This window comes from Vibrio sp. CCB-PB317, from assembly GCF_022808245.1.
GTDB classification, from domain to species: Bacteria; Pseudomonadota; Gammaproteobacteria; order Enterobacterales; family Vibrionaceae; genus Vibrio; species Vibrio diabolicus.
Genome location: NZ_JALGNU010000003.1, coordinates 938,683 through 964,778, shown reverse-complemented (window position 1 = coordinate 964,778; position 26,096 = coordinate 938,683). Strand labels below are relative to the sequence as shown.

Here is a 26,096-nt window from a genome sequence, read left to right as displayed (position 1 = left end):
ATTAATTCCGTCTTTTCGTTCAATTCGATTAATTCTTGCGGATACCGTAATCACGCAGTTTATTAGCGATTGAGGTATGCGATACATTTAAGCGCTTAGCAAGCTTGCGGCTTGATGGGAATGACTGATACAAACGCTCCAGAACCTGAGATTCATAGTCACGCATGATCTCATCCAATGAACCGTCGATGTTAAGCGTTGCACTACCAGCGCCGACTGATTGAGGCTGAGGTAAATTGAAGTGTTCCGCGTTTAGTATACCACCATCCATTTCTGTGAGCGCTCGAAGAACCATGTTATCCAGCTGGCGCATGTTTCCTGGCCACTGATAATTTGCAAGGGCATCAACTAGGCCATCATCAAACTCTGGCTTATCAATCCCAAGCTGTTGAGCATGTTTCGCCACAAACAACTCAAGCAATGGCGCAACGTCATTTGAGCGCTTACGTAACGGAGGAATGCTGAGCGTAAGTACGTTGAGACGATAATACAAATCTTCACGGAACATACCTGCCTCAGAAAGTTCGGCAAGGTTATGTTTTGTTGAAGCGATGATACGAACATCGACATGCATCTCATCTTCTGCACCGACACGACGGAAATTACCATCTTGTAGAAAACGTAACAGCTTGATTTGAAGATGCGAACTCATTTCACCTATTTCATCAAGAAATACTGTCCCGCCATTTGCTTGCTCAAAGATGCCTTTGTGACCTTGTTCATGATTAAATGAACCCGGGGCATGACCAAAAAGTTCGGTTTCTGCTACATCGTCAGGCATCGAAGCACAACTCAAAACTAAGAATGGCTTGCTCGCACGGCTAGAACGGCTGTGGCAAGCTTTAGCAAGCATTTCTTTACCGGTCCCTGTTTCGCCCTCAATTAACAGTGGCTGGTCAAGCACAGACAGCTTCTTAGCTTGGTTCATTAGCGCTTTATGACGGTTCGATATACCAACAAAGTGCTCAAAACCCAGAGGATTATGCAGTGGTAGCGCTTCTTCAATTCTTGCGACTTGCTGACTAGAGCGAATCGTCATCAGTGTACTAGCTAAGGTCGAGTTTTGCGCTTCGTCTCGGATATAAACTGGCATCAACTCAAGAACATAGTCCAAGCCATCAATCACAAGGTTTTCCCGCGTTCTGCCATTCACACCTTCAGACCAGCGAGAAAAACGAACACTTGGCAGCAAAGCTCCAATCTGCGTACCAATTACTTCTTGCTTGTGAAGACCAAGCAGTGAAAGTGCAGACATGTTTGCCATGTCTACGGCACCTTTAAGGTCGATGGCAAAAACCGGATCGGGCAAGTTATCAACTAGCGAGAGCAACTCCGTATTGTGGCGCTCCATCGGCATAAACTGGATTTTACGTACGTCTTTCACCCCCGGAATACGGCGGATTTCAGCCATCAGCTCACTAAACGTATCAAAATCAATATCTGGGCAATTCAAATAGATAATACCGCTAATATCGATTTCGATACCACGCAAGTCGATGCTTTTAGACGCTAAAATATCGAGCAGTTCTCGGGTCAAGCCGAGTCGATCTTCACATAAGACTTCAAGACGCACTGAAAATATCCCAATTCACGACTGTCAGGAAAAGTTGACAGTAGTTTCTATCATGCTTGGAATGGCGTCAAGCAATCCTATCCATCAAAGTTGATATTCGTTACGGTTTCATCGTAATTGATGCAACTTTCGCCGCCACAGCCTTGCGTATGGTGCCCAATTTAACCTGACGGTCAGGATACCATGGTAGTGGACGCAATAAGGTCATCGCTTTCAAGCCCAAACGTGCCGTTAGAATACCAACACCTAGCCCCTGCCCCGCACGAGCAGAGACTTTGCCAGCAAGGTCCATCGACATCAAGTCCATACTGGCATCAATAGCTAGCTCACTGGCACCAGCCGCCGCCATATTGACAAATACCGCTTTTAGTAGCTTGATGCGAGAGGCGTAACCTAGCTCTACCCCATATACTTTGGAGAGGTTGTCGATCATTTTGAAATTTCGCCACGCCACCAGCAACATATCAGCGGCAGCCAGAGGGCTCACAGCGACTAGGGCCGCACACTCGGTTGCGTGCTGCGATACGATTTTCGTTGCCAACTTGTCTTGTTGGCTCACCACCATCGAGTCATACATATCAAGGATTTCAGCATCACTATGAGCTGGGTTAATGCTGTTCTGCCAACGATCAAAGCCCGGGTTCTCTGCCATCACGCCACTTTGTTCTGCCACTGTTTCGCAAAAGGCTTTCCCTTTCCCCACACTCTCACTATTAACAAGTGCTTCGGCTTCTTCTTGAACACTAAAATGATTTCGTAGTTTGCGCAGTTTCCAAAGCTCTTTACCCATCGCCCCTAAACCAAGCGAAGCGATCGCAGCAATAAACCCCGTCCAGCTTAAAGCCAGCCAATCAGAAGTTTGAATTGCGGTTATAACCGAGTCCACCGCTTGCCAGCCAACCAAACCAGCGAAGGTGGCAAATGCGCCAGTCGCGAGCCACTTTCTGCCCGGTTTTGGACGAATGACATGCTCGAGTTGCAATTCCTGTTCGGTCTCCTGGCGCTCTTCTTTAACTTCAACAGGTACGAATGTTTCTTTTTCGCCGAATGTTTGCTGCGCCGTCAACTCCGGTTGATTCGATTGCTGCTCTTTTTCCATTGCCTTTTCAGAGAAAACTTGTTTTTGCTTCAACTCACTCATTTCAATTTATCTCCAATCAGGTAATCCAGTGCTTTGTCTAAGCGTATATGCTTCACTGGCTCATCATTCGGTGAGGGCATTGGACGGAATGACGTAAAATCAAACCCGTTGTTTTGCCAATAAGCCGCATTTGGTAGTTTTTTCGGCACTTCTCCCGGGAACATCGTCATCGGCTCACCATCCAACGTCGTACCCTGTAACGCCGGAATCGTCTTATCTCCAGAAGAAATAAATCCCGTCGTGGTTGATTGGATAGAAGCGATACTCATGCAACTCATCTCGATATTCTCGTAGGCTGCGGTTTGCCACGCTGGATGCACCATTTGTTGTAGCAAAGACACTAAATTGGGATGCTGATCGGGCGTTATGTGATCCGCTTTTGTGGCAGCAAATAGCACTTTGTCTATTTTTGGCGAGAACAAACGACGTAAAAAGCTACTGCGACCATAACGAAAGCTATGCATGATCTGCTCTAGCGCTTGGCGCATGTCGTAAAACGCTTCATCGCCGGCATTGAGAGGCTGCAAGCAATCCACAAGTACAATCTGGCGATCGAAGGTCGCAAAATGATGCTTATAAAACGCTTTCACTACTTTCTGTTGGTATTCCTGAAAACGCGCTTCGAGCATCGCCAAGTTGCTGCCCTTAAGCGCCTTGCTTTCCGAATCAGCACGACACGGGAAAAACTGTAGCACTGGCGCGCCTCCGAGCTCACCAGGTAATACGAAGCGGCCAGGCTGTACCCAATGAAGACCTGCGTCTTTACAGGCATGAAGGTACTCGGTGTATGTATGCGCAACTTTCTCGAGTAGTTTCTCGTTCACTTCAGCAGAAAGATCCACCTTTTCTAATTCAGACAGCCAAGCTTTGGCTAAATCGCCACGCTGGCCTTTAAGTGCATCAAACTGAGTTTGCGACCACGTCGCAAAGTCCATGTCCAATAACGGCAGGTCGAGCAGCCACTCTCCTGGATAGTCGATAATATCAACATTTAAAATTGCGGTTTTACTCAACAGCTTTTTCGTGGTTTTATTTGGTTTGTACTTGAGCGCTAAGCGAATCTCACTCACATCCCGTGTTGGTACTGGCCATTGAGGTGGGGTCGCATGGATCTGGCTCATCGCTTCGTCGTAAGCAAAACGTGGCACCATCATATTCGCTTGAGGTTCACGCTTCGCTCCAATAAGACGCTTATCTCTGGCTGCAGTCAAAAGAGGCAAATTATCATGGGTAGCGGTATGGAGGAGCTGATTCACTAATGACGTGATGAATGCCGTCTTACCTGCACGAGAAAGTCCGGTGACGGCAATTCGAACATTGGAGTCCATACCTCTGTTGATAAAGTCATTGACTTCTTTCTTTATTCTTTTCATTGTGCTTCTTTATCTTACTCCGCTCTAAAACAACGTTATCAGCCACTTCGGGTATTAACCTATGAATACTTACCTTTCAATACTGAACTCTATGAGTCTAACTTTATATACCTTAATAAAAGATGAACAAAACATTCGCTTAAAGCAGGATGAAAAAAGAAAAGCCTCTGAGTGGTTCAGAGGCTTACTTAATCAACACTAAAGCATTAGTGACCCTATTTAGGCTGATTACTGTGTTGAACAGAAACCTGCTTTCTTTGAGTCTAGTCGTCTTCGATTAATTTATAGATAACAAATAGAGCGATTTCTAAAATCAGCCACAATACACACGTGATGGTCACGTACTTCTCATCAAAGATGCTGATGCCGTGAAGGATCAAGTCGTAGCCAACAAAGCCACCTACCACTACAGCAAGGATAATTTGTAGAATCTGAATAAAACGAGGCATGCCGTCTCCTAATTATTGTTCGCATAACGTTTGATTGCTATGCCCTGAGGTTTATATCTACATTATATAGACAAAAAGTGCAGTTTTCGCTGCACTTTTGTCAAATGTTTGCTAGGTAAATCAGCACCTTGTCACATTCTCTCTACTGAGACAATGTAAGGTTACCGTTTGCCTTACGCTTCCATCTCTTGGATTTTCACTTTCCAAGTGTCAGGACCGATTTGGTGCGCGTTAGCGCCATTTGAGTCTACAGCCACTGTTACTGGCATATCTTCAACTTCAAATTCGTAAATCGCTTCCATACCTAAATCTTCAAATGCGACAACGCGAGCTTTCTTGATCGCTTTCGCTACAAGGTACGCCGCGCCACCAACAGCCATTAGGTAAACCGCTTTGTGATTCTTGATAGATTCAACCGTTGCATGACCACGCTCAGCTTTACCGATCATGCCCATGATGCCTGTTTTTTCTAGCATCATATCGGTGAATTTATCCATACGCGTTGATGTTGTTGGACCAGCAGGACCAACGACTTCATCACCAACTGCATCGACAGGACCTACGTAGTAAATGAACTTACCGTTTAGATCTACACCTTCTGGTAGACCTTCGCCATTATCTAGCATGCCTTGAATACGTTTATGCGCTGCATCACGGCCAGTCAGAATTTTACCTGATAGAAGAACGGTTTCGCCTGTCTTCCACTCTTGTACTTCTTCTTTAGTAATCGTGTCTAAGTTTACGCGACGCGTGTTTTCTCCCGCTTCCCAAGTAATGTCTGGCCAATCTTCTAGTTTAGGTGGCGTGAGCTCTGCTGGGCCGCTGCCGTCAAGAGTGAAGTGCACGTGACGAGTCGCCGCACAGTTCGGTATCAAACAAACAGGCTTAGAAGCCGCGTGCGTTGGCGCCGTTTTGATCTTAACGTCGACAACAGTCGTCAAACCACCAAGGCCTTGCGCACCGATACCAAGTTTGTTCACGCGATTGAAGATATCAAGACGAAGTTCTTCTTCTGCGTTTTGTGGGCCACGGTCAATAAGCTCTTGAATATCGATGTGTTCCATTAGAGATTCTTTTGCCAATACCGCTGCTTTCTCAGCCGTACCGCCAATACCAATGCCAAGCATACCTGGTGGACACCAGCCCGCGCCCATTGTTGGTAGCGTTTTCTCTACCCACTCAGCAATATCGTCAGATGGGTTTAGCATCACCATCTTAGTTTTGTTTTCACTACCGCCGCCCTTCGCTGCGATCTGAATTTCAACTTTATCGCCCGGTACCATGTTGATGTGTACGACAGCAGGCGTGTTGTCTTTGGTATTAATACGTTTACCGGCAGGATCCATAAGTACTGACGCACGCAACGGGTTGTCTGGGTTCGTATACGCTTGTCGAACACCTTCATCTACCATCTGCTGAACCGTCATGTCGGTTGAGTCCCATTGCACGCCCATACCGATGTTGACGAAACACGTCACGATGCCAGTATCCTGACAAATTGGTCGGTGACCTTCTGCTGACATTCGGGAGTTAATTAGGATCTGAGCAATCGCGTCTTTCGCGGCTTGACTCTCTTCGCGGTGATAGGCTTTTTCAAGAGCTTGAACAAAGTCTAGCGGGTGGTAGTAAGAAATATACTGTAGCGCATCAGCGACACTGCTGATTACATCCTGCTTGCGTATTACCGTCATTACATGCCTCGTTATAGTTATGCTTCCATTATTGGCTTGGCTTCAATCGTGTTTGTTGAGCTTATTGCTCTTTTGAGCTTCGTTTTTTTATAAACAATTGTCGAACGGCTGATATCGACACACGAAACGCTGAAGTCGCCTACTTGTAAACCATCTCAAAACCCTATGAATAGAGGGAGTTTGGCTATACAGAGGAATATGATACTCTTGCTGCCCATGACATGCCATGCAGTGAACGATCTCTTTGTCACAAATTACACAAATGAACAACATGGACAATCAATTCATTGATTTTAAAGCGCTGGAATACGCACCAGAGTTTGCTCTTCACCTCTTTTCTCGCATTCAACACCAGCCTTGGGCGATGTTGCTGCGTTCTGCATCAGAAACGCATATCGATAGTCGCTTTGATGTGTTGGTTGCCAACCCAATTGCAACGTTAGAAACCACTGCCGACAGCACACAAGTTGAAACGCCATCTAATGCCTATTCAACTCAAGATGACCCATTCGCGCTGCTTCATCAGTTGCAAGAACAGTGGCTTCCTCACGTTGAGTTAAATAAAAAATTGGATTTGCCTTTTGTCGGCGGAGCGCTCGGTTACTTCAGTTACGATTTAGGTCGACGCGTAGAAACGATGCCAGAACTGGCCGAAAAGGATCTCAACACGCCAGATATGGCAGTAGGTCTGTATGAATGGGCCGTCGTTGTTGACCACAAGCTTAAAAAAGCATGCTTAGTCGGTCAGAATATCGAGCAAGCTTGGCAATGGTTAGACGAGCAAGAAGCTGAGCAAAGCGTAGACTTCGCTCTGTCTGGTGATTGGCAGTCAAACATGACGAAAGAGAGCTACGCTACTCGCTTTGATAAGGTGCAAGAATACTTGTTGAGCGGTGACTGTTATCAGATCAATTTGGCGCAGCGCTTTAACGCACCGTATCAAGGCTGTGAGTGGCAAGCGTATCTAAAATTAGAGTCCGCCAACCAAGCGCCATTCTCAGCGTTTATCCGTATGCCTGAGTCTTCTATTTTGAGTATCTCTCCAGAGCGCTTTCTAGAACTCAAAGATCGCGTCATTGAAACGAAACCAATCAAAGGTACTCGCCCTCGCCATGAAGATCCAAAGCAAGATAACGCTAATGCTCATGACTTGCAGACTGCGGAAAAAGATCAAGCAGAGAACCTGATGATTGTCGATTTGCTGCGTAATGACATTGGTCGAGTTGCATCACCGGGGAGCGTTCACGTGCCAAAGCTGTTTGAGATTGAAAGCTTCCCCGCAGTGCATCATTTGGTGAGCACCATTCGTGCGAATTTGGATGAACAATACTCTCCTGCAGATTTGCTGCGAGCGTGTTTTCCAGGCGGTTCAATTACGGGTGCACCTAAAGTTCGCGCAATGCAGATCATTGAAGAATTAGAGCCACATCGACGTAGCGCGTATTGCGGCAGTATTGGCTACATTTCTCGCCATGGTCGTATGGATACCAGCATCACCATCCGCACTCTCGTAGCGGAGAATCACAAACTGTACGCTTGGGCAGGCGGCGGCGTCGTTGCAGATAGCGATTGCGCTTCTGAATATCAAGAAACGTTGGATAAGCTCTCAAAGATTTTGCCAGCGCTGCAATCGTAGGTTTCGTCAAATGGCAACGGTCTATGAATCCTGCTAACGAAAACAAGCAAAAACGCCTCCAGTACGGATAATGCCGCTCGTTTAACAGCGAGTGGGCATATTTCTGTATCTCGTCATCCTGTACAGCGATGAAGGAGCGTGATGTAGGCTTTTCTATCCGAGCACTTTATGGTCAAATTTGTTTCATTAGCCGCTCAGCATGCGCTATTAGATTCCTAGTCTCGCCAAGGCTCGCTGGAATGACACAAGAAACATCGTTAAGCGATCGGCATTATCCAGTGTGGAGCGTTTTTTGTGTGTTTTATTTACAGGTACTTTGGCTTTTAGCCGTTGGCTAACAAGAATCCGTTTTTTAAGAGGCAGCGTCTACTGCTCAAGCCACTTACACATGATCTGTTCAATATCGGTTGCGGTGTACGGCTTAGTGAGGATGTCGTCCATGCCTGAATCAATGCACTTTTGACGCTCTTCGATGGTAGTGCCAGCGGTTAATGCGATAATGGGATGAGTAAAGCCACGCTCTCTCAGATACATCGTCGCCTCATAACCATCCATTTCTGGCATTCGGCAGTCCATAAATATCAGTTCGTAATCTTTGTTTTTCACCGCTTCTAAAGCTTCTTTCCCATTGGCTTTTAAATCAGGTGTAATGTCGAGTTTTTTCAGCATTTGAGTAACTATCACTTGGTTCATTCTGATGTCGTCAACCACCAGTATTGAGCGTCCTGCTAAATCACTTCGCTCTATGGTAGCTAATTCCCCCTCAGCTGCGCCTTGGGCTTGTCCCTCCTTTAGAGGAATAGAGACTTTAAAGGTGGTACCTTTGCGTTCTTCACTTTCAAAGCTAATCTCGCCCTGCATCAAATCCACTAGATTTTTACAAATCGCAAGGCCCAAACCAGAGCCTTCAAAACTGCGCTTCGCCGAGCGATCTACTTGCACAAATGGGTCAAATAATGAGGGCTGCGCTTCTATCGGGATGCCAATACCCGTGTCTTCAACCTCAAAATGCGCAATACCGTTTATCCACTCCACTCGCAGCACCACCCCACCCAAATGAGTAAACTTAATAGCATTTCCCACCAAGTTGACCAAGATCTGTGTAATTCGCTCTAAGTCACCAACTAAAAACTCGGGAATACCGAGCTTTTTATCGATGGAGAAATGAATTCGCTTTTCTGCTGCTTTAGCTGAAAATACGCCCATGATGGCTTTTTCAAGCTCTTCCCAAGCAAAGACCTTATCGATGATTTCCATCATACCGGCATTCATCTTGCTGAAGTCGAGAAGATCGTTAATGATGACCCTCAACAAGTCTCCCGATTGAGTCAAGTTGTTTAGGTAATGGCGTTGCTCTTCACCTAACTGTGTTCGACTTAGTAGTTCAGCACTACCTAACACGCCATTAAGAGGTGTACGCAACTCGTGGTTAATCATGGCGACAAACTCTTTCGTCGCTTTTTCCGATTCCTCTGCCCGCTTTCGCAGCTCCACTTCTCGCTCTAAACTCAAATGACGGCCAATGACCCCATGAACCAAATCCGATACCAGCTCCATCTGTTTGGAGATAAAAGACTGATCGATTTGATCCAACTGAACAGAGAAGATCAACTCCCCGACTGTTTGCTTGTCAATGATGATAGGCAAATGCAAGTTCTCCCCCTGCCAATTGGGGACAGTCTTAATCGTATTCTCATGGCGAAGCTGTAAATGACCAAAATGATGTCGGCGCAAAGAAGAGAGTTTTGTGGCATCAAGATGTAAGTAAGCCGCAGAAATGACTGAGTTCGAAGTGAGCTGCTCAATAAAACTGGCAATCATGGCTTCATCAAACGTGCTCGACAAAAAAGTTCGACCAAACTTAATCAGCGTCGCGTCAACTTTCTCTTCGAACTCAAACTTGCGTAAATCCTTTTTTGATTTCAACTCAAGCTTTTTCAAAGCAACACTTAGCTGTTGAGTAGATTCATAAAGTTCGAAGCTCTTCTGCTCCAATAACCGCTCAGCTGCTTTTCTTGATTCGATTTCTCGTTTGAGTTTCCTTTCTAGCGAGGAACTTCCTGTCATATCGTTCTTATTGTGCCTCTAACCAAAAGCGAACCTGGCTACCATCTTCTGACTGGTTTAGGTGTTTAATATGAATAACTTCACCAAAGTGCGCCGCGCAGCCTTTTATTAGACCTAAACATACGTGAGACATGCACCGCGCACTTCGATAATCAAACACCATGTTTGATTGAGTCTCGCTGATAAAATCAAACTGAGGAGGATTAGCATCTGGGTAGAGCTTTTTGACCTCGACATGAATAAAATCTTCAACATGGCGAACAAATTGAAATGTCGTTTCACACTGCTGCAAACTGGCATGACTAGGAATCGAGCGAAGTAAATTCAAAAAAACGCACTCTCCAAATACTTCTTGCAGTTGTTCAGGTGGAATGCCAGATACTTTACTGAGATTCACAATCAATTTAACCAAGTCTTTATGATCGTAACTACCAACTGCCGTATAAATCCCTTCGTCATTAGAAAGATCGAGCACTTGGTCTAACACATCGAGACCAAACTTCTCTTCCACTAACTCCATGAACTCGGTGAAAATAATCCCTTTCATTAGTCAATACTTGCCCCATAGTGACGTCTTAAAATAAAGAATGGTTTATAACCTTATAAGTTTCAAATTATTATACCCAAGCAGAGTGAGACCCACGACACAAAGCAGGGAAAGAACCAATGGACGTGCTTTGGTATTGCCGTACTAATACTTTAATACCGTACCAACGGCGATAGCACCGCGCCTCTTGCGGCCATTGAGTATAATAAATAGTGGTTAGGCACAATAAATAAGGATTTGGTTTGGTTATCGACAAAACTCAATTACTGCAAAACTTTCAATTTCGGCTTCCAACGGGTTACCACAAAGAGTCCCTCGCGCGACTGAAATGGATGAAAGGAAAATCACTGCGAGACGCAGCGGTCTTAATTGGTTTTGTAGAACGCCCGGAGGGGCTACAGGTCATTTTGACAAAGCGAGCAGCGCACTTGCGTCATCATCCGGGACAAATCAGTTTCCCCGGCGGTAAGTTTGAGCAGGAAGATCATCATCTAATCAATACGGCATTAAGAGAAACCAAAGAAGAGGTCGGTATAGAAGATGAACATATTCATGTATTTGGCCAGCTTCCAACATTGCCAACGATTAGTCAGTTTAATGTGACACCGTTTTTGGCCTTTATTTCTCCTGAGTATAAAACGCATATTGACCCAAATGAGGTGGAGTCTGTTTTTGAAGTTCCTGCTAACCACATTCTGAATCCGAAAAAGTTGTACAGCACCAAGTTTGACCTAAAAAACAGCAGTCATCGTGTATTTGCTATCCCATATAGACAGCATTTCATCTGGGGCATGACCGCACAAATCATCGAATCAATGCAAAAACATATCATTTCACATTAAAAACTTCTGATATCGGTATTTTTATGGCTGCGATCATCATGCGCATCAATATTAATAAAACGTTGCTTCATAAACATTCATTCACATTAGATTAATTTGCCGTTTTCACCGCAAACGCTTGCGGTGAAATAAATTTATACAAACAGCCCTATCGATAAGTTTTTCTAATTTTACTCATTAGCAGAAATCACGAGTAGCACATCATTTTCGTGATAAAAAGCAGGTTTTTGACATATCATTCAATAAGCGTAAGCAATAAATGATTTAGATCTAATTTTCCTAGTGTAAAATCTTGCAAAATTACTCCCGACTTATTTCCTGTTCCCAAAATGAGTAACAAAAAAATGAATACAACTACTTCTGCGGTTTCTACCGCACAATCGTCTAGTAAGTTTTCTTACAAAGACTTTACCTGGTGTCTGTCCCTTTTTGGTACGGCAGTAGGTGCCGGTGTACTATTCCTTCCTATTAAAGCAGGTGCAGGTGGCTTTTGGCCATTAGTAATCCTAGCCCTAATCGCAGCACCAATGACTTGGTTCGCACACAAATCTTTAGCTCGCTTCGTTCTTTCTGCGAAAAACCCAGAAGCGGACATCACTGACACAGTAGAAGAGCACTTTGGTAAGACTGGCGCAAACCTTATTACGTTCGCTTACTTCTTCGCTATCTACCCAATCGTACTTATCTACGGTGTTGGTATCACAAACACGGTTGACTCTTTCCTAGTTAACCAAATGGGTATGGAATCTATTCCTCGCTGGCTACTTTCCGGTGCACTTATCGCTGCAATGACAGCGGGCGTAGTGTTCGGTAAAGAGCTTATGCTGAAAGCAACTTCAGCGATGGTTTACCCTCTAGTGTTCATCCTACTAGCGCTGTCTGTGTACCTAATTCCTGGTTGGAACACTTCAATGATGGAAGTATCACCTGACTGGGGTGCAATGCCAGCTATCGTATGGCTAGCAATCCCTGTTATCGTGTTCTCTTTCAACCACAGCCCAATCATTTCTCAGTTCTCTAAAGAACAACGTCGTGTATACGGTGATGACGCAGTTAAGAAAACTGACGCTATCACTGGTGGCGCAGCGATGATGCTAATGGGCTTTGTAATGTTCTTCGTTTTCTCTGTTGTACTTTCTCTGTCTCCAGAGCAACTAGCAACAGCACAAGAGCAAAACATCTCTGTTCTTTCTTACCTAGCAAACGTTCATGAGTCTCCACTGATCTCTTACTTAGGTCCACTGGTTGCTTTCGCGGCTATCACTTCTAGCTACTTCGGCCACTTCCTAGGTGCGCATGAAGGTCTAGTTGGTCTAGTGAAATCTCGTTCAAAATCGCCAGTAAGCAAGATCGAGAAGATGTCTCTTATCTTCATCGTAATCACAACTTGGATCGTTGCTATCGTTAACCCAAGCATCCTAGGTATGATTGAAACAATGGGCGCACCGATGATTGCGGCAATCCTATTCTTGATGCCTATCTTCGCAATGCAAAAAGTTCCAGCGATGGCTAAGTACAAAACTTCAGCACCTGTGCAAATTTTCACAGCAATCTGTGGTCTTGCTGCCATTAGTTCTGTAATCTACGGCGCTCTTTAATCATCCCTGCCCTAGCACGGTATGATTAATCCAAAAATATAACGATAAAATTAAGCCTCCCAACTCCCCTTGGGAGGCTTTCTTCTGAGGTAATCGATATGATTAGTGTTTTTGATATCTATAAAATCGGTGTTGGACCTTCAAGCTCACACACTGTAGGCCCAATGAAAGCGGGTAAAGAGTTTATTGATGATCTTCGCGCAATGGGAAAACTGCGCGACATCACTAAAATCACCGTTGACGTTTATGGATCACTATCACTGACAGGGAAAGGTCACCACACAGATATTGCTATCATCATGGGTCTTGCAGGCAACACTCCTGAGAAAGTTGATATCGATTCTATCCCGGGCTTTATCGCTCGCGTAGAAGAAACTGAACGCCTTCCTGTTGGCATGCACTGTCACACAGTATCGTTCCCACGTGAAGGTGGAATGAACTTCCACAAAACAAACCTTGAGTTACACGAAAACGGCATGCAAATCCACGCTTGGATTGATGACGAAAAAGCGTACTCAAAAACTTACTACTCTATCGGCGGTGGTTTCATCGTTGATGAAGAAAACTTCGGTAAAGAAGTTGAGAATCCAGTAAAAGTTCCTTACCCGTTTACAACGGCAGAAGAGCTTGTAAAGCAATGTCATGAAAGCGGCCTGTCTATCAGTGCGCTAACCATGAAAAATGAACATGCGCTTCATTCTGACGAAGAAACTCGTACTTACTTCGCAAACATCTGGCGCACAATGCGCGAATGTATGGATCGCGGTATGAACGAAGAAGGCATTCTGCCTGGTCCACTACGCGTGCCTCGTCGTGCGGCAGCACTTCGTCAGCAACTGCTTACTTCTGAAAAAACAACGAACGATCCAATGTCTGTTGTTGACTGGGTAAACATGTTTGCTTTTGCAGTAAACGAAGAGAACGCAGCAGGTGGTCGTGTTGTAACTGCGCCGACTAACGGTGCATGTGGCATCATCCCTGCGGTACTGGCTTACTATGACAAGTTTATTCAAACCGTAACTGAGAAAGACTACATCCGTTACTTCGCAGCTTCTGGTGCAATTGGCGGCCTTTACAAGCGTAACGCGTCTATCTCTGGTGCAGAAGTTGGCTGTCAGGGCGAAGTTGGCGTGGCATGTTCTATGGCAGCAGCTGGCCTTGCTGAGCTTATGGGTGGTAGCCCAGAGCAAGTATGTATGGCGGCTGAAATTGCGATGGAGCACAACCTAGGTCTAACTTGCGACCCGGTTGCAGGTCAGGTTCAGGTTCCATGTATCGAGCGTAATGGTATTGCAGCTGTAAAAGCAATCAACTCAACTCGTATGGCACTGCGTCGTTCTTCTGCTCCTACTGTTTCTCTAGATAAAGTTATCGAAACAATGCTAGAGACAGGTAAAGACATGAACGCGAAATACCGTGAGACTTCTCAAGGCGGCCTAGCAGTAAAAGTTATCTGTTAATAAGCCTTGCTGAATATCGACGAAACCCGAGCCGCCGCTCGGGTTTTTTATACCTCATTAACTATGAATAATGGGTTGCTACGCCCAGCATAAAAAAACCTAAAACCTTGAATATATCCAATTATTATGGATATCCCCGTAAAAAATCACATCCCTCTCCTAGCTTTATTGATAACGTAGCCAAAAATTAAACTTGGAGCACACCAACACATGATTAGGTTTGAAATTGGAAACCAAATCTGCGTTTGCTTGTCCGAAAACGAAATATCTTTAGAGCTCAATCAATCACTCCACCACTCCATTCCTGTCAACCCAAATGAGTACGCCATTCTGTCAACCATCGCCAAATACGGCAGCTTAAATACGCCAATTAGCCAGCGACTGATAGAAAGCAAAATCACTCAACAATACAAAATGACACTGCCTGAAAATGGCTTTAAAAACGCGGTGGCCGCTCTAAGAAAGAAATTTCGCAAGCTCACGGAAGAACACGTAACCACAAAAAAAAATATTATCGAAAATATTCACCGGACCGGATACTTCATCCCTTTTACTATGCAAAACAACCATCAGAATGGCATCGACCATCAACACAAGATCAATCAATACACAACAAACAGCCTTGGCAAAGCCCTTCGTATTTGTCTGCGTAATAAAAAGATCTATTCAGATACACTGTGGGTCGTGTTGCTCACAGCGATCATTTTCTTTGCCATCTGTTATTACGCGATAAACAGCATTGTGAAACATAATTATCTTGATAACGCCTTCGAAATTGCAGAAAACCTTTCCCAAAAGAGCTGCTTTGCTGATGAAAGAGAATTGAAGTCGCTCTTTGATAATGTAAAGCTGGTGGAATCGAGCATGATGCTGGACCGTTTCAATATCCGGTGTTTAGTCACCCCCGAAACCGTTGTCCCTGTCAGCAAAAAAGCATTTGAAGAGTGGAGTAATAATAGCAATTATACGACCCAATCATTTGACTTGAATAACGCGACCGTTTTGGTTCGTGTCAAAAACATTAACTTATCCGACAACGTTGAAAATCATATTTCGCGTTTTTTTCTTTCCGGCATGAAGCTATCAACCAATACAGGGACCTCTTTAGAAATTGGTAACACCAATGAACGCTTTTTCAACTATCACGTGAAAAACAGCGGCTATAAAGAGGTGTATTACATCTCTGGACCGTTTCAGAGCATCATTTTATTAAGCTTGCTGTTTCTCATAATACTGCGTCATCGCTCCCTACAAGCCTTTATGGCTTATTTGTGTGCAATTCGACAATTTAAAATCAAACTGGAGCCGATTTATGACACTTCAGCGCAAAAGATTGTGCATTACGAAGCGCTCTCGCGGTTTAAGGTAAAAAATACGCAACGGTTTATTGAGACACTGCTCCGCAATGGGCTGCTCCTAACTCATACCTTACTGGTGATAGAGTCCATCTATACTAAGCACAAAGCCTTGCCTATTCCTATCAGCATTAATGTTTGTCCTTCTTTGCTGCGAGGACGCAACTTTTCAATCCTACACAGAGAACTATCTAACCGAGATTGTCGTTTGCTGACGATTGAAATCACGGAAAATGCATCGATGTACTATACCTCCGAGATTTATGGCAATGTCGCGAAACTAAAAGCACTGGATTGTAAAATCAGTATCGATGACTTTGGCACTGGCAACAACAACGTGTCGCTCATCAGTAAAATCAATCCAGATTATTTGAAAATAGATCGGGAGTTTGTGATTGGTTTAAAGTCGGACGATAAGAAAGTGGAAACGTTGCGTCAGTTAATCGCCATGGGAAATACGTATCGGTGTACCGTCATTGTTGAAGGCGTAGAAACGGCAGACAGTGCTCACTTACTCACAACATTAGGCGCCTATATTCACCAAGGTTATTATTATCCTCTGCATTTCTAGCTTTTCTTAACCTCGTGAGTTACTTAAACTAGAGGGAATACTCTATTAAAGTTCGTGGCGGCATGAGGATATGCCGCCAATTTGTGGTTGAACGATGATTGCTATTAAACCCACCAAACTGAAAGATTTTTCGAGTTTGATGCAATTGGATGTGCAGGAAGAGCAGAAAGGATTTTCTACGCCGTTTGAAGTGGCTTATCAAAAACGCAATAAGTCTGAAGCGTTCTTTACGATTTATTCTGACGATCTATTAGTTGGCTATCTTGTTATCGATAAAGGCTTCTCCCAACATGCGCCCTTTGCCAAAAGGCACGAACTGGGGCTCAAGTACTTGATGGTTGATCGACGCTTCCAACGCCAAGGGGTTGGGAGTGAAGCGTTACGTAAACTGTTCGTTTATGCGTATACCATTGAGCCTGAAAGCACCTCTCTTTGCGTCACTGTGCCACAGAGTCAGCAATACGCTATCAGTTTTCTTGATGCGTGTGGATTCATCAATACAGAGAAAACAACGTTTGGTGAGAACGAAAAAGAGTGGATTTTACGTCATCCACTGAGCTAGCAAGAAAAGTATAAAAAATTAGGGAATATCCAGATACAACAAAGGCAAGCTCATGGCTTGCCTTTGTCTTCAATGCTCAATAAAAAGTGACTTATTCACCTTTGTAAATACAACCGGCTGTGCACGTCTCTTTGATTTCAACTTTACTTAGCAACGGTAAACTTGGCTTAAGCTGTTGCCAAATCCATTTTGCTAGCACTTCGCTCGTCGGATTCTCCAACCCTTCAATGTCGTTCAGGTAATAATGGTCTAAACGATTGTAAATTGGTTTGAATGCCGCTTTGATTTCAGCGAAATCCACTACCCAACCAGTATGCGGGTCTACCTCACCTTCTACATAAAGACGAACTAAGAAAGAGTGTCCATGCAAACGACCACACTTATGGCCTTCAGGTACATGTGGCAAGTGATGTGCCGCTTCGAACATAAACTCTTTGTACAATTCTGTTTTCATCTTGATTCTCAGGCTTTAAAAAGACACGCAATACTAAGGAATTCACTGCCAACAGACAAGTGCTACTCAATACAAGCGTAGCAAAACGCCGTTTGTTCTCAGCGAAAATAATTAAACCTTTGTCCTGATCGTCGTATTTCTGTCATGCGCCAAACATTTGATTACACAGCACTCACATCACAATTACATATCCCCAACATGAGTGGGGTCACAATCATTCATTTCGTTGTTCGCAGTGCGCATTTGTGCACATTAAGATTGTGTAGTTCGTTCCAATTACACTTATAAATTTATGCGCTCAACTATCACTTTTAAGCTCTTGCTCGCGTTAATTGCCGTCTTCAGCTGTGTTCTGGCTGCCTCTACGGCTTATCAATACCATCAACAAAAAACCTTAATCAATGATGTTCTCAGTGAACAGCTTCATGATAAGGCCAGTAATTACTTCGATAGCCTAAACATGATGATGCTAACAGGCACAATGTCGCAAAAAGAAACTTTGCGAAAAAAAGCACTCGCTCAAGAAGGGATTGAAGAAGTTCGCGTGTTGCGGGCCGATACCGTAACCAAGCTTTACGGACCAGGACAAGCAAACCAACAACCGGTCGATGATATTGACCAACGAGCTTTAAATGGCGAACTGGTCATTGAGCCAATTTCAGCCAATTGGGGGAACGGACTAGTTGTCGCGCTACCAATGAAATCAAGCGAAAATTATCGTGGCACCAACTGCGTTTCTTGCCATGTAGCACCAGAAGGCGAAGTATTGGGCGCGATTCGTTTGGAATACAACATGAACCACGTCAATTCAATGATCAATAAACAGGCAATGTTTGCGATGGGAATAATGGCCGTTATCGCGTTTGTTGGTTTTATTATAACGATGAGTTTGATTCGTAAGATCATTGTTCGCCCAATACAAAAAACGTCGCAATTCATGGCGAATGTGAGCCATAGTAAAGATCTATCTCAACGACTTGTTCATCACCAAAAAGATGAGGTAGGCCAACTTTCTACCGCGATTAATTCGTTTATGGATACGGTATCCGAGAGTTTAGAGCGTGTACAAGACACCTCCCACTCTCTTGCCAATTCAGCCAGTCAGTTAACGGATGTTGCACAATCAACAGACAAAGCGGCCAATAATCAACAATTGGAAACCAGTGACGTACAAAGCAACATCACCGACATGTTGCAACAACAAACCGCCGTTGAAGACTCGACCAATAACGCCACAGCTCTAGTCAACCACACCGTTGATGTTGCCACTCACAGCGCAAGCCAAGCACACAGCGTGAGCGAAGACATCAAACACTTGGTGAGCAATATTGACGGCGTACGGGAAAAAATCAGTTCGTTAAACCAAAGAACCGAAGAAGTATCATCCATTCTTGGGGTCATTAAAGGCATTGCAGAACAGACGAACCTACTCGCGTTGAATGCTGCAATCGAAGCCGCCCGAGCCGGAGAGCAAGGACGCGGTTTTGCCGTCGTCGCGGAGGAAGTGCGTAACCTAGCTTCTCGGACCGCCGAAGCCACAGGCAACATTGAGCATATCATTTCTCAATTCCAGCAAGGGAGTGAAGAGTCCTTAGCCTCTGTGGATACTGTCTGCCAGTTTGCTCACCAACGTTCAGTCGATGTCGAGACACTTTCAGTCACGATGCATAACGTTGTCGATGAAATGCATCAAGTTCTGAAACATGCAGAAAACATTCAAAGCCAGACGCAAACCACATCCGACGTCAGTCAGCGTATTCAATCCAAAATTGATGTGATCACACTGCATGCTAACGACACATCGCAATCAGCATCGCACACGCGTGATATTAGTGTTGATTTAGAGCATCTATCCGAACGTTTAGAGCAATTACTTAACCAATTCACACTTTCAGAACATCAAAGAGTGAATAAATAGAGAGATTCTCCCCATCAAAATGAATATAAAGGTTGATGCGAGCGAATTGACAGGTAATATGTCTCGTTGAATCTGTAAAATGCTACCCAACTCAGCACTTAGCTTGTTTTTTGAACAAAAATGTTATTAGACAAGTACTTTAATAAGTGTTGGGTTGAATTTTTACCTCAATGGAGAATATTGAAAACATGACTTACGCGCCTGTATCAGACGTATTGAAAGGTCAGCTAGCAGTAGACAGCGAAGTGACTGTTCGTGGCTGGATCCGTTCACGTCGTGATTCCAAAGCTGGAATCTCTTTCCTTGCCATATATGACGGCTCTTGTTTCGACCCGATTCAGGCCGTGGTCCCAAATAATCTTAATAATTACGAAGACGAAGTACTAAAGCTAACGACTGGCTGCTCTGTTGAAGTAACTGGTAAGATTGTTGAATCTCCTGCAAAGGGCCAAGACTTCGAACTTGCTGCCACTGGCGTTAAAGTGGTTGGTTGGGTTGAAGACGCAGAAACTTACCCGATGGCAAAAACTCGTCACTCTATTGAGTACCTACGTGAAGTAGCGCACCTACGTCCGCGCACAAACGTAATCGGTGCGGTAGCACGTGTACGTAACTGCCTATCTCAAGCAATCCACCGCTTCTACCACGAGCAAGGTTACTTCTGGGTATCTGCGCCACTAATTACGGCTTCAGATGCAGAAGGTGCAGGTGAAATGTTCCGCGTTTCTACGCTAGACATGGAAAACCTTCCTCGTACAGATGCTGGTAAAGTAGACTACAACGAAGACTTCTTCGGAAAAGAAACTTTCCTTACAGTATCTGGTCAGCTAAACGCGGAAGCTTACGCTTGTGCACTAAGTAAGGTTTACACTTTCGGCCCTACTTTCCGTGCTGAAAACTCAAACACAAGCCGCCACCTAGCAGAGTTCTGGATGGTTGAGCCTGAAGTTGCGTTTGCAGAACTGGACGACGTTGCGAAACTGGCTGAAGACATGCTTAAGTACGTATTCAAAGCAGTACTTGAAGAGCGTCGCGATGACCTTGAGTTCTTTGCTCAGCGCATCGACAAAGAAGCCGTTAGCCGTCTAGAGAACTTTGTTTCTTCTGACTTCGCACAAGTTGACTACACTGACGCGATCCAAATCCTGCTAGATTCTGGTCGTGAGTTCGAATTCCCAGTTGAGTGGGGTATCGATATGTCATCTGAGCACGAGCGTTTCCTAGCGGAAGAGCACTTCAAAGCACCGGTAATCGTTAAGAACTACCCGAAAGACATCAAAGCATTCTACATGCGTATGAACGATGATGGTAAGACGGTAGCGGCAATGGACGTTCTAGCACCTGGCATCGGTGAAATCATCGGTGGTTCTCAGCGTGAAGAGCGTCTAGACGTACTGGATGCACGTATGCGCGAAATGGGTATCGACCCTGAGCACATGAGCTGGTACCGCGACTTACGCCGTTACGGCACAGTGCCACACGCAGGCTTTGGTCTAGGCTTTGAGCGTCTAGTATCTTACGTAACAGGCATGGGCAACGTTCGTGACGTGATCCCATTCCCACGTACGCCTCGCTCTGCGAACTTCTAATCACTTTTTAGTGATGAGACAGAATTAGAAAAGACCTCCCTAGTGGAGGTCTTTTATTTTGTGCTCAACCGTCAATACTATCTGCCAAGCAACTCAAGCTTGAGTTAGTCTTCTTCCTTATCTCTGTCCGCTTTTTCAGCGTACTTTACGCCCACAATACATAAGCCAAACATTACGAAAGGGATCACGGCCGCGGTGTACTCTGTCCATGCCATATGAGAGAAAGATTTCGCCAAAATGAGATGCGCAAATATCAGTAAAAATGCACTAAAAATAGCAACGGCGATTAACCTTAACTCATGCTTAACCAACTGCTTTTTCATCTTAAATCCTGCTTAATAATCCAAGGTCTTTCGACCTGAATAATGATTGAAGCACAATTTGCAAAAATGGCGCTGATACAGTTGGAGCAAAAAAACACTAAGCAGTTTAATGAGTTTCAATTCTGAGTAATTCGCGAAGCAAATCACCTAACCTTTTGATAGCAAGTTCTAAACTCGTTTCTAAAGGAAGCGATGTATTCAGTCTTAAATAGTTTTCGTATTGATCACTTATCGAAAAGAGTTTGCCATAAGCGACAGTAACCTGCTCAGACAATAGTGCTTGATATACCGCTTTACTTGATATTCCATCTGGCAATTTCAGCCAAAGAAAGTAACCACCATCAGGACGTTGATAGGTAACCTCTTTAGGTATGTGCTTTGCGAGTAAATCCACGAAGTCAGCTTGACGGTGTTGCAGTGTCTTACGCAGCTTTCTCAGGTGGTTGTCGTAACTGTCGTTTTGTAAGTAATGTGCAACCCCCTGCTGAATAGGGGCACTCCCAGACAATGTCGATATTAACTGGAGCTTTTGAATAGTCTCGTTAAAACGCTTATTCACCACCCAACCCAAGCGATATCCAGGGCATAAACTCTTAGAAAAAGAACCACAATGAAGGACACGCTCTTGCTCATCAAAGGTCTTTAATGAGTTCGGCCTTTTGTCAGAAAAATACAGCTCAGAGTACACATCGTCTTCGATGAGATACACATCATATCGATTGGCTAACTCAACAATGTATCGTTTGTGTTCATCAGACAAAGAAGCCCCGGTTGGATTATGAAAGTTCGTCATTAACCAACAAGCCCGAACATCTTCATTGGCAAAAGCTGCTTCGATTTGTTCAAGCGAATGCCCACTCTCATCATCGACACTGATTTCAATAGCCTTGAGACCTAAACGTTCTACCGCTTGAAGTGCGCCATAAAACGTTGGGGATTCGACAACGACGGTATCACCTGGTCGGGTGACCGCTTGCAAACTCAAGTTTAATGCTTCTAGCGCACCGGAAGTAATAACCACATCATCATGGGTTAGTGATATCCCATGATGAATATACCTCTGAGCGACGAGTCGCCTTAACGACTCAGCACCAGGAGGTAGGTTGTCTAGCAACTTATCCGGCCCCATTTTTCGTCCCGAGCTGGCCAAATTACGGTTAAGCGACTCTAAAGGAAACAAACACGGATCCGGAAACGCCGAGCCTAAATGAACAACATCCGATGTTGCTTGGTGCTTCAAAAACGAATACAACTCATCATTCAACTTGGTACATGGTGTATTGTTGCTTTTAATTCCATTCGTATTAGTGAGACGTTCAAGATCGGCAGTCACATAGTAACCAGATTGAGGCTTTGCTATCACCCAGCCTTGCGCCTCTAGCAATTGATAGGCTTGTAATACCGTACCTGCACTTACGGAATGATTGCGGCTGGTGACGCGTATTGAAGGCAGCTTCTCCCCTGCTCTCCAAGTATCTTGCTGAATTTGTGCCTTAAACAATTCGGCCAATTGACGGTATCGATTCATGTATCCCTCATTTCACTTGCAGCTGCACCATAGCATACTTCGCGCCAGCATTCTGATATGGCAGTAGTCAATTTAGCAACGTAATTTATCAAGCTTGTTAATAGCAATTTCGACGACGAAGTGAGAATTTATGTTCCATACTTTTACTGATACGTCCGAGTGGTCTTAAATCTTTGCCTTGTCCGAAAAGCAAGGCATTCCACGGAGCTGAGAGTGTTAAATCCACTTAGACATCTATCTTTTAAGCCGGGAGGAAGCGATGAAAGTATTTACAATGGACGATCTCTCTTATCGCGGGAAACATAAAGGTGTACATAGCTGGGACCATCCTGGCGGCACAACCCCTTATTACTGGCATCCTGATTGGTTGCATATCGCTGAAGATGCTTTGGGTGAACACAAAAAGGCTGACCTTGAAGTCCCTGACGGAGAGGCCGCAACAGAAGAGCATGCAAAAGCGGCGATTCTCAAACACTTGAATGACGAGTAGTTTAGGCTCTATCACCGTTCAAGAATAGCGTTAGGCAGGCGAATCCATCGTCGTATGCTTTAAACGCAGATAAAGCCAAAACCTGCCAAATAATAAATTCTTCTGAATGAGAAGTACGCATCGTCTGTAGCTATCGAATGACAAAATAAGTCGATAGTTATCACATTAATTTTCATTACATCTGTTACATTTAGATAGTAATGGTGATGCACACCTCAACTCATGGATTATGAGAGAAAACAATAATGGCGAAATACAACGAAGAAGACATTAAATACAAAGGTGAATCCAACGGCGTACATTCTTGGAGTTCACCTTCCGGCCAACCTTATTATTGGCACCCAGATTGGCTACACGTAGCGGAAGATGCGACGGGCACACACCCGAAACAAAAGCTTGAAGTCGAAAAAGCGGAAGTCCCAACAGAGAAGCACGCGTTAAAAGCAATCTTAAAGCATATGAACGACTGGGCGACTGAGAAGCTTTCTTCTAACCCAGACATCGAAACCAATGCGGTTGAGTCTGAAATCGATCTGAAGAAATAACATCAGCCAACATCTATACTTCTTACAAGCAAACGCTCCACCTTTAGTGGGGCGTTTTTGTCTCAACTAGTAACCGCCACTCCACGTAAATCACTAATACAAAGCACTCAAGTCAAACGATTGGTACGTGAACAAAACTTCATCAACCATGGTATAAATCCCCTTCAAACTCTGTGCCTACCAAACGTTTTCATGGCAAAAACTTTAGTTATGTTAGAATTCTGTTTCAAATCGCAACTTTTTTAGGTTTTCTTTTCAGTAACGGTTGTAACCAATATTGCTGAAAGGTATAAATGTTAGCACACCCCTTCGATTAACATGGATGAAGATTATGTTTGAAAAAGTAGTTGCCGCTCCGGCTGACCCTATTCTTGGCCTTACTGAAGAGTTTAAAAAAGATACTCGCGCAGACAAAATTAACCTTGGCGTAGGTATTTACAAAAACGAGCAAGGCGAAACCCCCGTTCTTGCAACAGTAAAGAAAGCTGAAGCAGCACTTGTTGAAACTGAAAAAACCAAATCTTACCTAACTATCGAAGGCACAGCAGAGTATGGCATTGCAGTACAAAAACTGCTTTTCGGCTCTGATGCAGAAATTGTAAACGAAAAACGCGCTAAAACAGCTCAAGCTCCAGGTGGTACTGGTGCATTACGTGTTGCTGGTGAGTTCATTAAACGCCAACTTGGCGATGTAAAAATCTGGATCAGCAATCCTACTTGGGCAAACCACAACGGCGTATTTACTGCCGCTGGTATCGAAACGGCACAATACAGCTACTACAACGCTGAAACAAAAGACAAAGACTTCGATGCAATGCTAAACGATCTGCAATCTGCATCTGAAGGTGACATCGTGCTTCTACACGGCTGCTGCCACAACCCTACAGGTATCGACCCAACTGCTGAAGAATGGGAAACATTAGCGAAACTAGTTGCAGAGAAGAAATTGCTTCCTCTATTTGACTTCGCATACCAAGGCTTTGCTAAAGGTGTGGAAGAGGATGCGGCGGGTCTTCGTACTTTTGCTAAGTACAACAAAGAAATCCTAGTCGCGAGCTCTTTCTCGAAAAACTTTGGCCTATACAACGAACGCGTTGGTGCCTTCACGTTAGTAGCGGAATCAGAAGAAGTCGCAACAACCGCATTCTCGCAAGTTAAAGCCATTATTCGCTCTATCTACTCTAACCCACCAGCGCACGGCAGCGCGGTCGTGACTCACATTCTTGGCAATGCCGAAATGCGTGCGGAATGGGAAGCTGAAGTAGCAGAAATGCGTGACCGTATCCAAGAGATGCGTGAACTATTTGTAGCGACACTAAAATCAGAAGGTGTGGACGCAGACTTTAGCTTCATCGAACGTCAAAATGGTATGTTCTCTTTCTCTGGCCTATCTAAAGAGCAAGTAAACCGTCTGAAAGAAGAGTTCGGTATTTACATCGTCGGTTCAGGCCGAATCAGTGTTGCTGGTATGACGAAGTCAAATATGGGTCCTCTATGTAAAGGCATTGCAGCGGTTTTATAATCGATAGTCGCATACTTTATTAAAAGAAAAGGTCAGCATAAGCTGACCTTTTTGTTTTTATTTATTGCCAATAAATGAACCGGTCCGCTAGTAGACAAACTTCAAACTCAGCCCCACTTCATTGACATAATCAGAGCTTTCACCGCTGTAATCGGTATCTCTAAACTGATAAAAAAGACCGGTACCAATAACATCATGCCACTGGTAGTTAAAACCTATCTTAAAATTGTTCTCATCGACGATATCACTGCGGTTAACTTCCACCTCGGCCGTCGCAATAAGTTGTTCACTGAATAAGTAATTCACCCCAACGGTGACGGCTTGAAGCAATTCGCTATCTGAAGATAACGTATTATCCGTTTTGTCGTCCGTCGCTTTCGCTTTGATTGCACCTATTCCATATTTACCGTAGATATCGAATTGATCCGTAATCCCATAACGATAACCACCACCAAACAACAAACGGTCAATGCGAAGAGTAAAGTCGTCCGGATGGAAAAACTGCGCCGAGTAATCGACATTAAACAACCAGTTCTCAGTAAATAAGTAATTACCACCGAGCCCAATTGTGGTCGCGTTCGAATTATCTAACCACTCTTCATTTGTGGTTCCGGCACCCACATCCAGGTGAATGTGTTCATACCCAAATTTTTCTGCTTGGTCCATGACCGCCGCGCTAGTTGCTGCTGGCAAAGCAGCTAAAGACGCAAGCAATAAACTTCTCACCATTCGACTTCCTTTCATGAGAATTATTTAAACACCGCCCCAAAATCACCTTGAGTGGCTTAGTTCAACAAGAATAACTTAGTTTACAGACGCGGTAACGATTTGAAATCTGCTATGCCTCTAAATCAAGCATTGG

At 44.3% G+C, this 26,096-nt stretch carries 22 protein-coding genes; 11 read left to right on the top strand and 11 right to left on the bottom strand.

The genetic code is table 11. The features are described from left to right. Positions 1-28: 28 nt before the first annotated feature. From tyrR to MTR11_RS21595, 5 genes are all read right to left on the bottom strand, one after another. Positions 29-1,573, bottom strand: a complete 1,545-nt coding sequence (gene tyrR, locus MTR11_RS21615) for a transcriptional regulator TyrR (protein WP_005396927.1) — start codon at positions 1,571-1,573, stop codon at positions 29-31. A gap of 100 nt (positions 1,574-1,673) precedes the next feature. After that, positions 1,674-2,714 (bottom strand): YcjF family protein, encoded by a 1,041-nt coding sequence (locus MTR11_RS21610; protein ID WP_046876179.1) that lies wholly within the window; start codon positions 2,712-2,714, stop codon positions 1,674-1,676. Further along, the gene (locus MTR11_RS21605; RefSeq protein WP_006741440.1) at positions 2,711-4,087 is read right to left on the bottom strand and encodes a YcjX family protein; all 1,377 of its coding nucleotides are present in this window, start codon (positions 4,085-4,087) and stop codon (positions 2,711-2,713) included. Before MTR11_RS21605 ends, MTR11_RS21610 begins: the two co-directional genes overlap by 4 nt. Positions 4,088-4,350: 263 nt before the next feature. Continuing rightward, positions 4,351-4,536, bottom strand: a complete 186-nt coding sequence (locus MTR11_RS21600) for a hypothetical protein (protein ID WP_012841654.1) — start codon at positions 4,534-4,536, stop codon at positions 4,351-4,353. A 173-nt stretch (positions 4,537-4,709) separates the two neighbouring features. Then, positions 4,710-6,227 (bottom strand): fumarate hydratase, encoded by a 1,518-nt coding sequence (locus tag MTR11_RS21595; protein ID WP_243328364.1) that lies wholly within the window; start codon positions 6,225-6,227, stop codon positions 4,710-4,712. Positions 6,228-6,498: 271 nt separating this feature from the next. Here MTR11_RS21595 and pabB point away from each other — a divergent pair, with 271 nt between their 5' ends. Further along, entirely contained in the window at positions 6,499-7,863 is a 1,365-nt protein-coding gene (gene pabB, locus MTR11_RS21590; protein ID WP_243328363.1) for an aminodeoxychorismate synthase component I, read from the top strand. Between the two features lie 366 nt (positions 7,864-8,229). Here pabB and MTR11_RS21585 read toward each other — a convergent pair whose 3' ends face one another. Together MTR11_RS21585 and MTR11_RS21580 are read right to left on the bottom strand one after the other, a co-directional pair. After that, positions 8,230-9,930, bottom strand: a complete 1,701-nt coding sequence (locus MTR11_RS21585) for an ATP-binding protein (RefSeq protein WP_243328362.1) — start codon at positions 9,928-9,930, stop codon at positions 8,230-8,232. A gap of 7 nt (positions 9,931-9,937) precedes the next feature. Beyond that, complete coding sequence (locus MTR11_RS21580) at positions 9,938-10,477, bottom strand: heme NO-binding domain-containing protein (protein ID WP_243328361.1); 540 nt, start codon at positions 10,475-10,477, stop codon at positions 9,938-9,940. 242 nt (positions 10,478-10,719) lie between these two features. On the opposite strand from MTR11_RS21580, the gene MTR11_RS21575 reads away from it, so the two are divergent. The 5 genes from MTR11_RS21575 to MTR11_RS21555 all read left to right on the top strand — a co-directional run bounded on the left by MTR11_RS21575 (position 10,720) and on the right by MTR11_RS21555 (position 16,865). Beyond that, on the top strand, positions 10,720-11,319 hold the full coding sequence (locus MTR11_RS21575) for a CoA pyrophosphatase (RefSeq protein ID WP_012841651.1): 600 nt from the start codon (positions 10,720-10,722) through the stop codon (positions 11,317-11,319). 344 nt (positions 11,320-11,663) lie between these two features. Beyond that, positions 11,664-12,917, top strand: a complete 1,254-nt coding sequence (locus MTR11_RS21570) for an aromatic amino acid transport family protein (RefSeq protein WP_005396901.1) — start codon at positions 11,664-11,666, stop codon at positions 12,915-12,917. Between the two features lie 98 nt (positions 12,918-13,015). Then, positions 13,016-14,377, top strand: coding sequence for an L-serine ammonia-lyase (locus tag MTR11_RS21565; protein ID WP_005396900.1), 1,362 nt, complete (start codon positions 13,016-13,018; stop codon positions 14,375-14,377). Between the two features lie 210 nt (positions 14,378-14,587). Beyond that, the gene (locus tag MTR11_RS21560) at positions 14,588-16,303 is read left to right on the top strand and encodes an EAL domain-containing protein (RefSeq protein WP_243328360.1); all 1,716 of its coding nucleotides are present in this window, start codon (positions 14,588-14,590) and stop codon (positions 16,301-16,303) included. Between the two features lie 94 nt (positions 16,304-16,397). Then, entirely contained in the window at positions 16,398-16,865 is a 468-nt protein-coding gene (locus MTR11_RS21555; RefSeq protein ID WP_243328359.1) for a GNAT family N-acetyltransferase, read from the top strand. Positions 16,866-16,956: 91 nt separating this feature from the next. On the opposite strand, the gene queD is transcribed toward MTR11_RS21555, so the two are convergent. Then, positions 16,957-17,319 carry a 6-carboxytetrahydropterin synthase QueD gene (queD, locus tag MTR11_RS21550; protein ID WP_005376896.1) on the bottom strand — a complete coding sequence of 121 codons (363 nt, stop codon included), beginning with the start codon at positions 17,317-17,319 and terminating at the stop codon, positions 16,957-16,959. A gap of 292 nt (positions 17,320-17,611) precedes the next feature. Here queD and MTR11_RS21545 point away from each other — a divergent pair, with 292 nt between their 5' ends. Both MTR11_RS21545 and asnS read left to right on the top strand, forming a co-directional pair. After that, positions 17,612-19,237, top strand: a complete 1,626-nt coding sequence (locus MTR11_RS21545; RefSeq protein ID WP_164666494.1) for a methyl-accepting chemotaxis protein — start codon at positions 17,612-17,614, stop codon at positions 19,235-19,237. A 188-nt stretch (positions 19,238-19,425) separates the two neighbouring features. Then, positions 19,426-20,826, top strand: a complete 1,401-nt coding sequence (gene asnS, locus MTR11_RS21540) for an asparagine--tRNA ligase (RefSeq protein ID WP_046876186.1) — start codon at positions 19,426-19,428, stop codon at positions 20,824-20,826. A 104-nt stretch (positions 20,827-20,930) separates the two neighbouring features. Here asnS and MTR11_RS21535 read toward each other — a convergent pair whose 3' ends face one another. Both MTR11_RS21535 and MTR11_RS21530 read right to left on the bottom strand, forming a co-directional pair. Then, complete coding sequence (locus MTR11_RS21535; protein WP_161442272.1) at positions 20,931-21,149, bottom strand: hypothetical protein; 219 nt, start codon at positions 21,147-21,149, stop codon at positions 20,931-20,933. Between the two features lie 106 nt (positions 21,150-21,255). After that, entirely contained in the window at positions 21,256-22,677 is a 1,422-nt protein-coding gene (locus MTR11_RS21530) for a PLP-dependent aminotransferase family protein (protein WP_243328358.1), read from the bottom strand. Between the two features lie 259 nt (positions 22,678-22,936). On the opposite strand from MTR11_RS21530, the gene MTR11_RS21525 reads away from it, so the two are divergent. From MTR11_RS21525 to MTR11_RS21515, 3 genes are all read left to right on the top strand, one after another. Then, on the top strand, positions 22,937-23,167 hold the full coding sequence (locus MTR11_RS21525) for a hypothetical protein (RefSeq protein ID WP_005396877.1): 231 nt from the start codon (positions 22,937-22,939) through the stop codon (positions 23,165-23,167). A 245-nt stretch (positions 23,168-23,412) separates the two neighbouring features. Then, entirely contained in the window at positions 23,413-23,712 is a 300-nt protein-coding gene (locus MTR11_RS21520; protein ID WP_005396873.1) for a hypothetical protein, read from the top strand. Between the two features lie 331 nt (positions 23,713-24,043). Next, a complete protein-coding gene (locus tag MTR11_RS21515) occupies positions 24,044-25,234 on the top strand; it encodes an amino acid aminotransferase (protein WP_012841647.1) in 1,191 nt (396 codons plus the stop codon). A gap of 87 nt (positions 25,235-25,321) precedes the next feature. On the opposite strand, the gene MTR11_RS21510 is transcribed toward MTR11_RS21515, so the two are convergent. Continuing rightward, positions 25,322-25,963 (bottom strand): outer membrane beta-barrel protein, encoded by a 642-nt coding sequence (locus MTR11_RS21510; RefSeq protein WP_243328357.1) that lies wholly within the window; start codon positions 25,961-25,963, stop codon positions 25,322-25,324. Positions 25,964-26,096 lie beyond the last annotated feature (133 nt).

Excerpts from the sequence above, each read along its gene's own strand:
- MTR11_RS21555 (WP_243328359.1), top strand. The coding sequence starts at position 16,398 with ATGATTGCTATTAAACCCACCAAACTGAAAGATTTTTCGAGTTTGATG.
- asnS (WP_046876186.1), top strand. The coding sequence starts at position 19,426 with ATGACTTACGCGCCTGTATCAGACGTATTGAAAGGTCAGCTAGCAGTA.
- MTR11_RS21520 (WP_005396873.1), top strand. The coding sequence starts at position 23,413 with ATGGCGAAATACAACGAAGAAGACATTAAATACAAAGGTGAATCCAAC.
- MTR11_RS21605 (WP_006741440.1), bottom strand. The coding sequence starts at position 4,087 with ATGAAAAGAATAAAGAAAGAAGTCAATGACTTTATCAACAGAGGTATG.
- MTR11_RS21515 (WP_012841647.1), top strand. The coding sequence starts at position 24,044 with ATGTTTGAAAAAGTAGTTGCCGCTCCGGCTGACCCTATTCTTGGCCTT.
- MTR11_RS21545 (WP_164666494.1), top strand. The coding sequence starts at position 17,612 with ATGCGCTCAACTATCACTTTTAAGCTCTTGCTCGCGTTAATTGCCGTC.
- MTR11_RS21565 (WP_005396900.1), top strand. The coding sequence starts at position 13,016 with ATGATTAGTGTTTTTGATATCTATAAAATCGGTGTTGGACCTTCAAGC.
- MTR11_RS21535 (WP_161442272.1), bottom strand. The coding sequence starts at position 21,149 with ATGAAAAAGCAGTTGGTTAAGCATGAGTTAAGGTTAATCGCCGTTGCT.
- MTR11_RS21530 (WP_243328358.1), bottom strand. The coding sequence starts at position 22,677 with ATGAATCGATACCGTCAATTGGCCGAATTGTTTAAGGCACAAATTCAG.
- MTR11_RS21570 (WP_005396901.1), top strand. The coding sequence starts at position 11,664 with ATGAATACAACTACTTCTGCGGTTTCTACCGCACAATCGTCTAGTAAG.
- MTR11_RS21525 (WP_005396877.1), top strand. The coding sequence starts at position 22,937 with ATGAAAGTATTTACAATGGACGATCTCTCTTATCGCGGGAAACATAAA.
- MTR11_RS21510 (WP_243328357.1), bottom strand. The coding sequence starts at position 25,963 with ATGGTGAGAAGTTTATTGCTTGCGTCTTTAGCTGCTTTGCCAGCAGCA.
- MTR11_RS21595 (WP_243328364.1), bottom strand. The coding sequence starts at position 6,227 with ATGACGGTAATACGCAAGCAGGATGTAATCAGCAGTGTCGCTGATGCG.
- MTR11_RS21580 (WP_243328361.1), bottom strand. The coding sequence starts at position 10,477 with ATGAAAGGGATTATTTTCACCGAGTTCATGGAGTTAGTGGAAGAGAAG.
- MTR11_RS21560 (WP_243328360.1), top strand. The coding sequence starts at position 14,588 with ATGATTAGGTTTGAAATTGGAAACCAAATCTGCGTTTGCTTGTCCGAA.
- queD (WP_005376896.1), bottom strand. The coding sequence starts at position 17,319 with ATGAAAACAGAATTGTACAAAGAGTTTATGTTCGAAGCGGCACATCAC.
- MTR11_RS21610 (WP_046876179.1), bottom strand. The coding sequence starts at position 2,714 with ATGAGTGAGTTGAAGCAAAAACAAGTTTTCTCTGAAAAGGCAATGGAA.
- pabB (WP_243328363.1), top strand. The coding sequence starts at position 6,499 with ATGGACAATCAATTCATTGATTTTAAAGCGCTGGAATACGCACCAGAG.
- MTR11_RS21600 (WP_012841654.1), bottom strand. The coding sequence starts at position 4,536 with ATGCCTCGTTTTATTCAGATTCTACAAATTATCCTTGCTGTAGTGGTA.
- MTR11_RS21585 (WP_243328362.1), bottom strand. The coding sequence starts at position 9,930 with ATGACAGGAAGTTCCTCGCTAGAAAGGAAACTCAAACGAGAAATCGAA.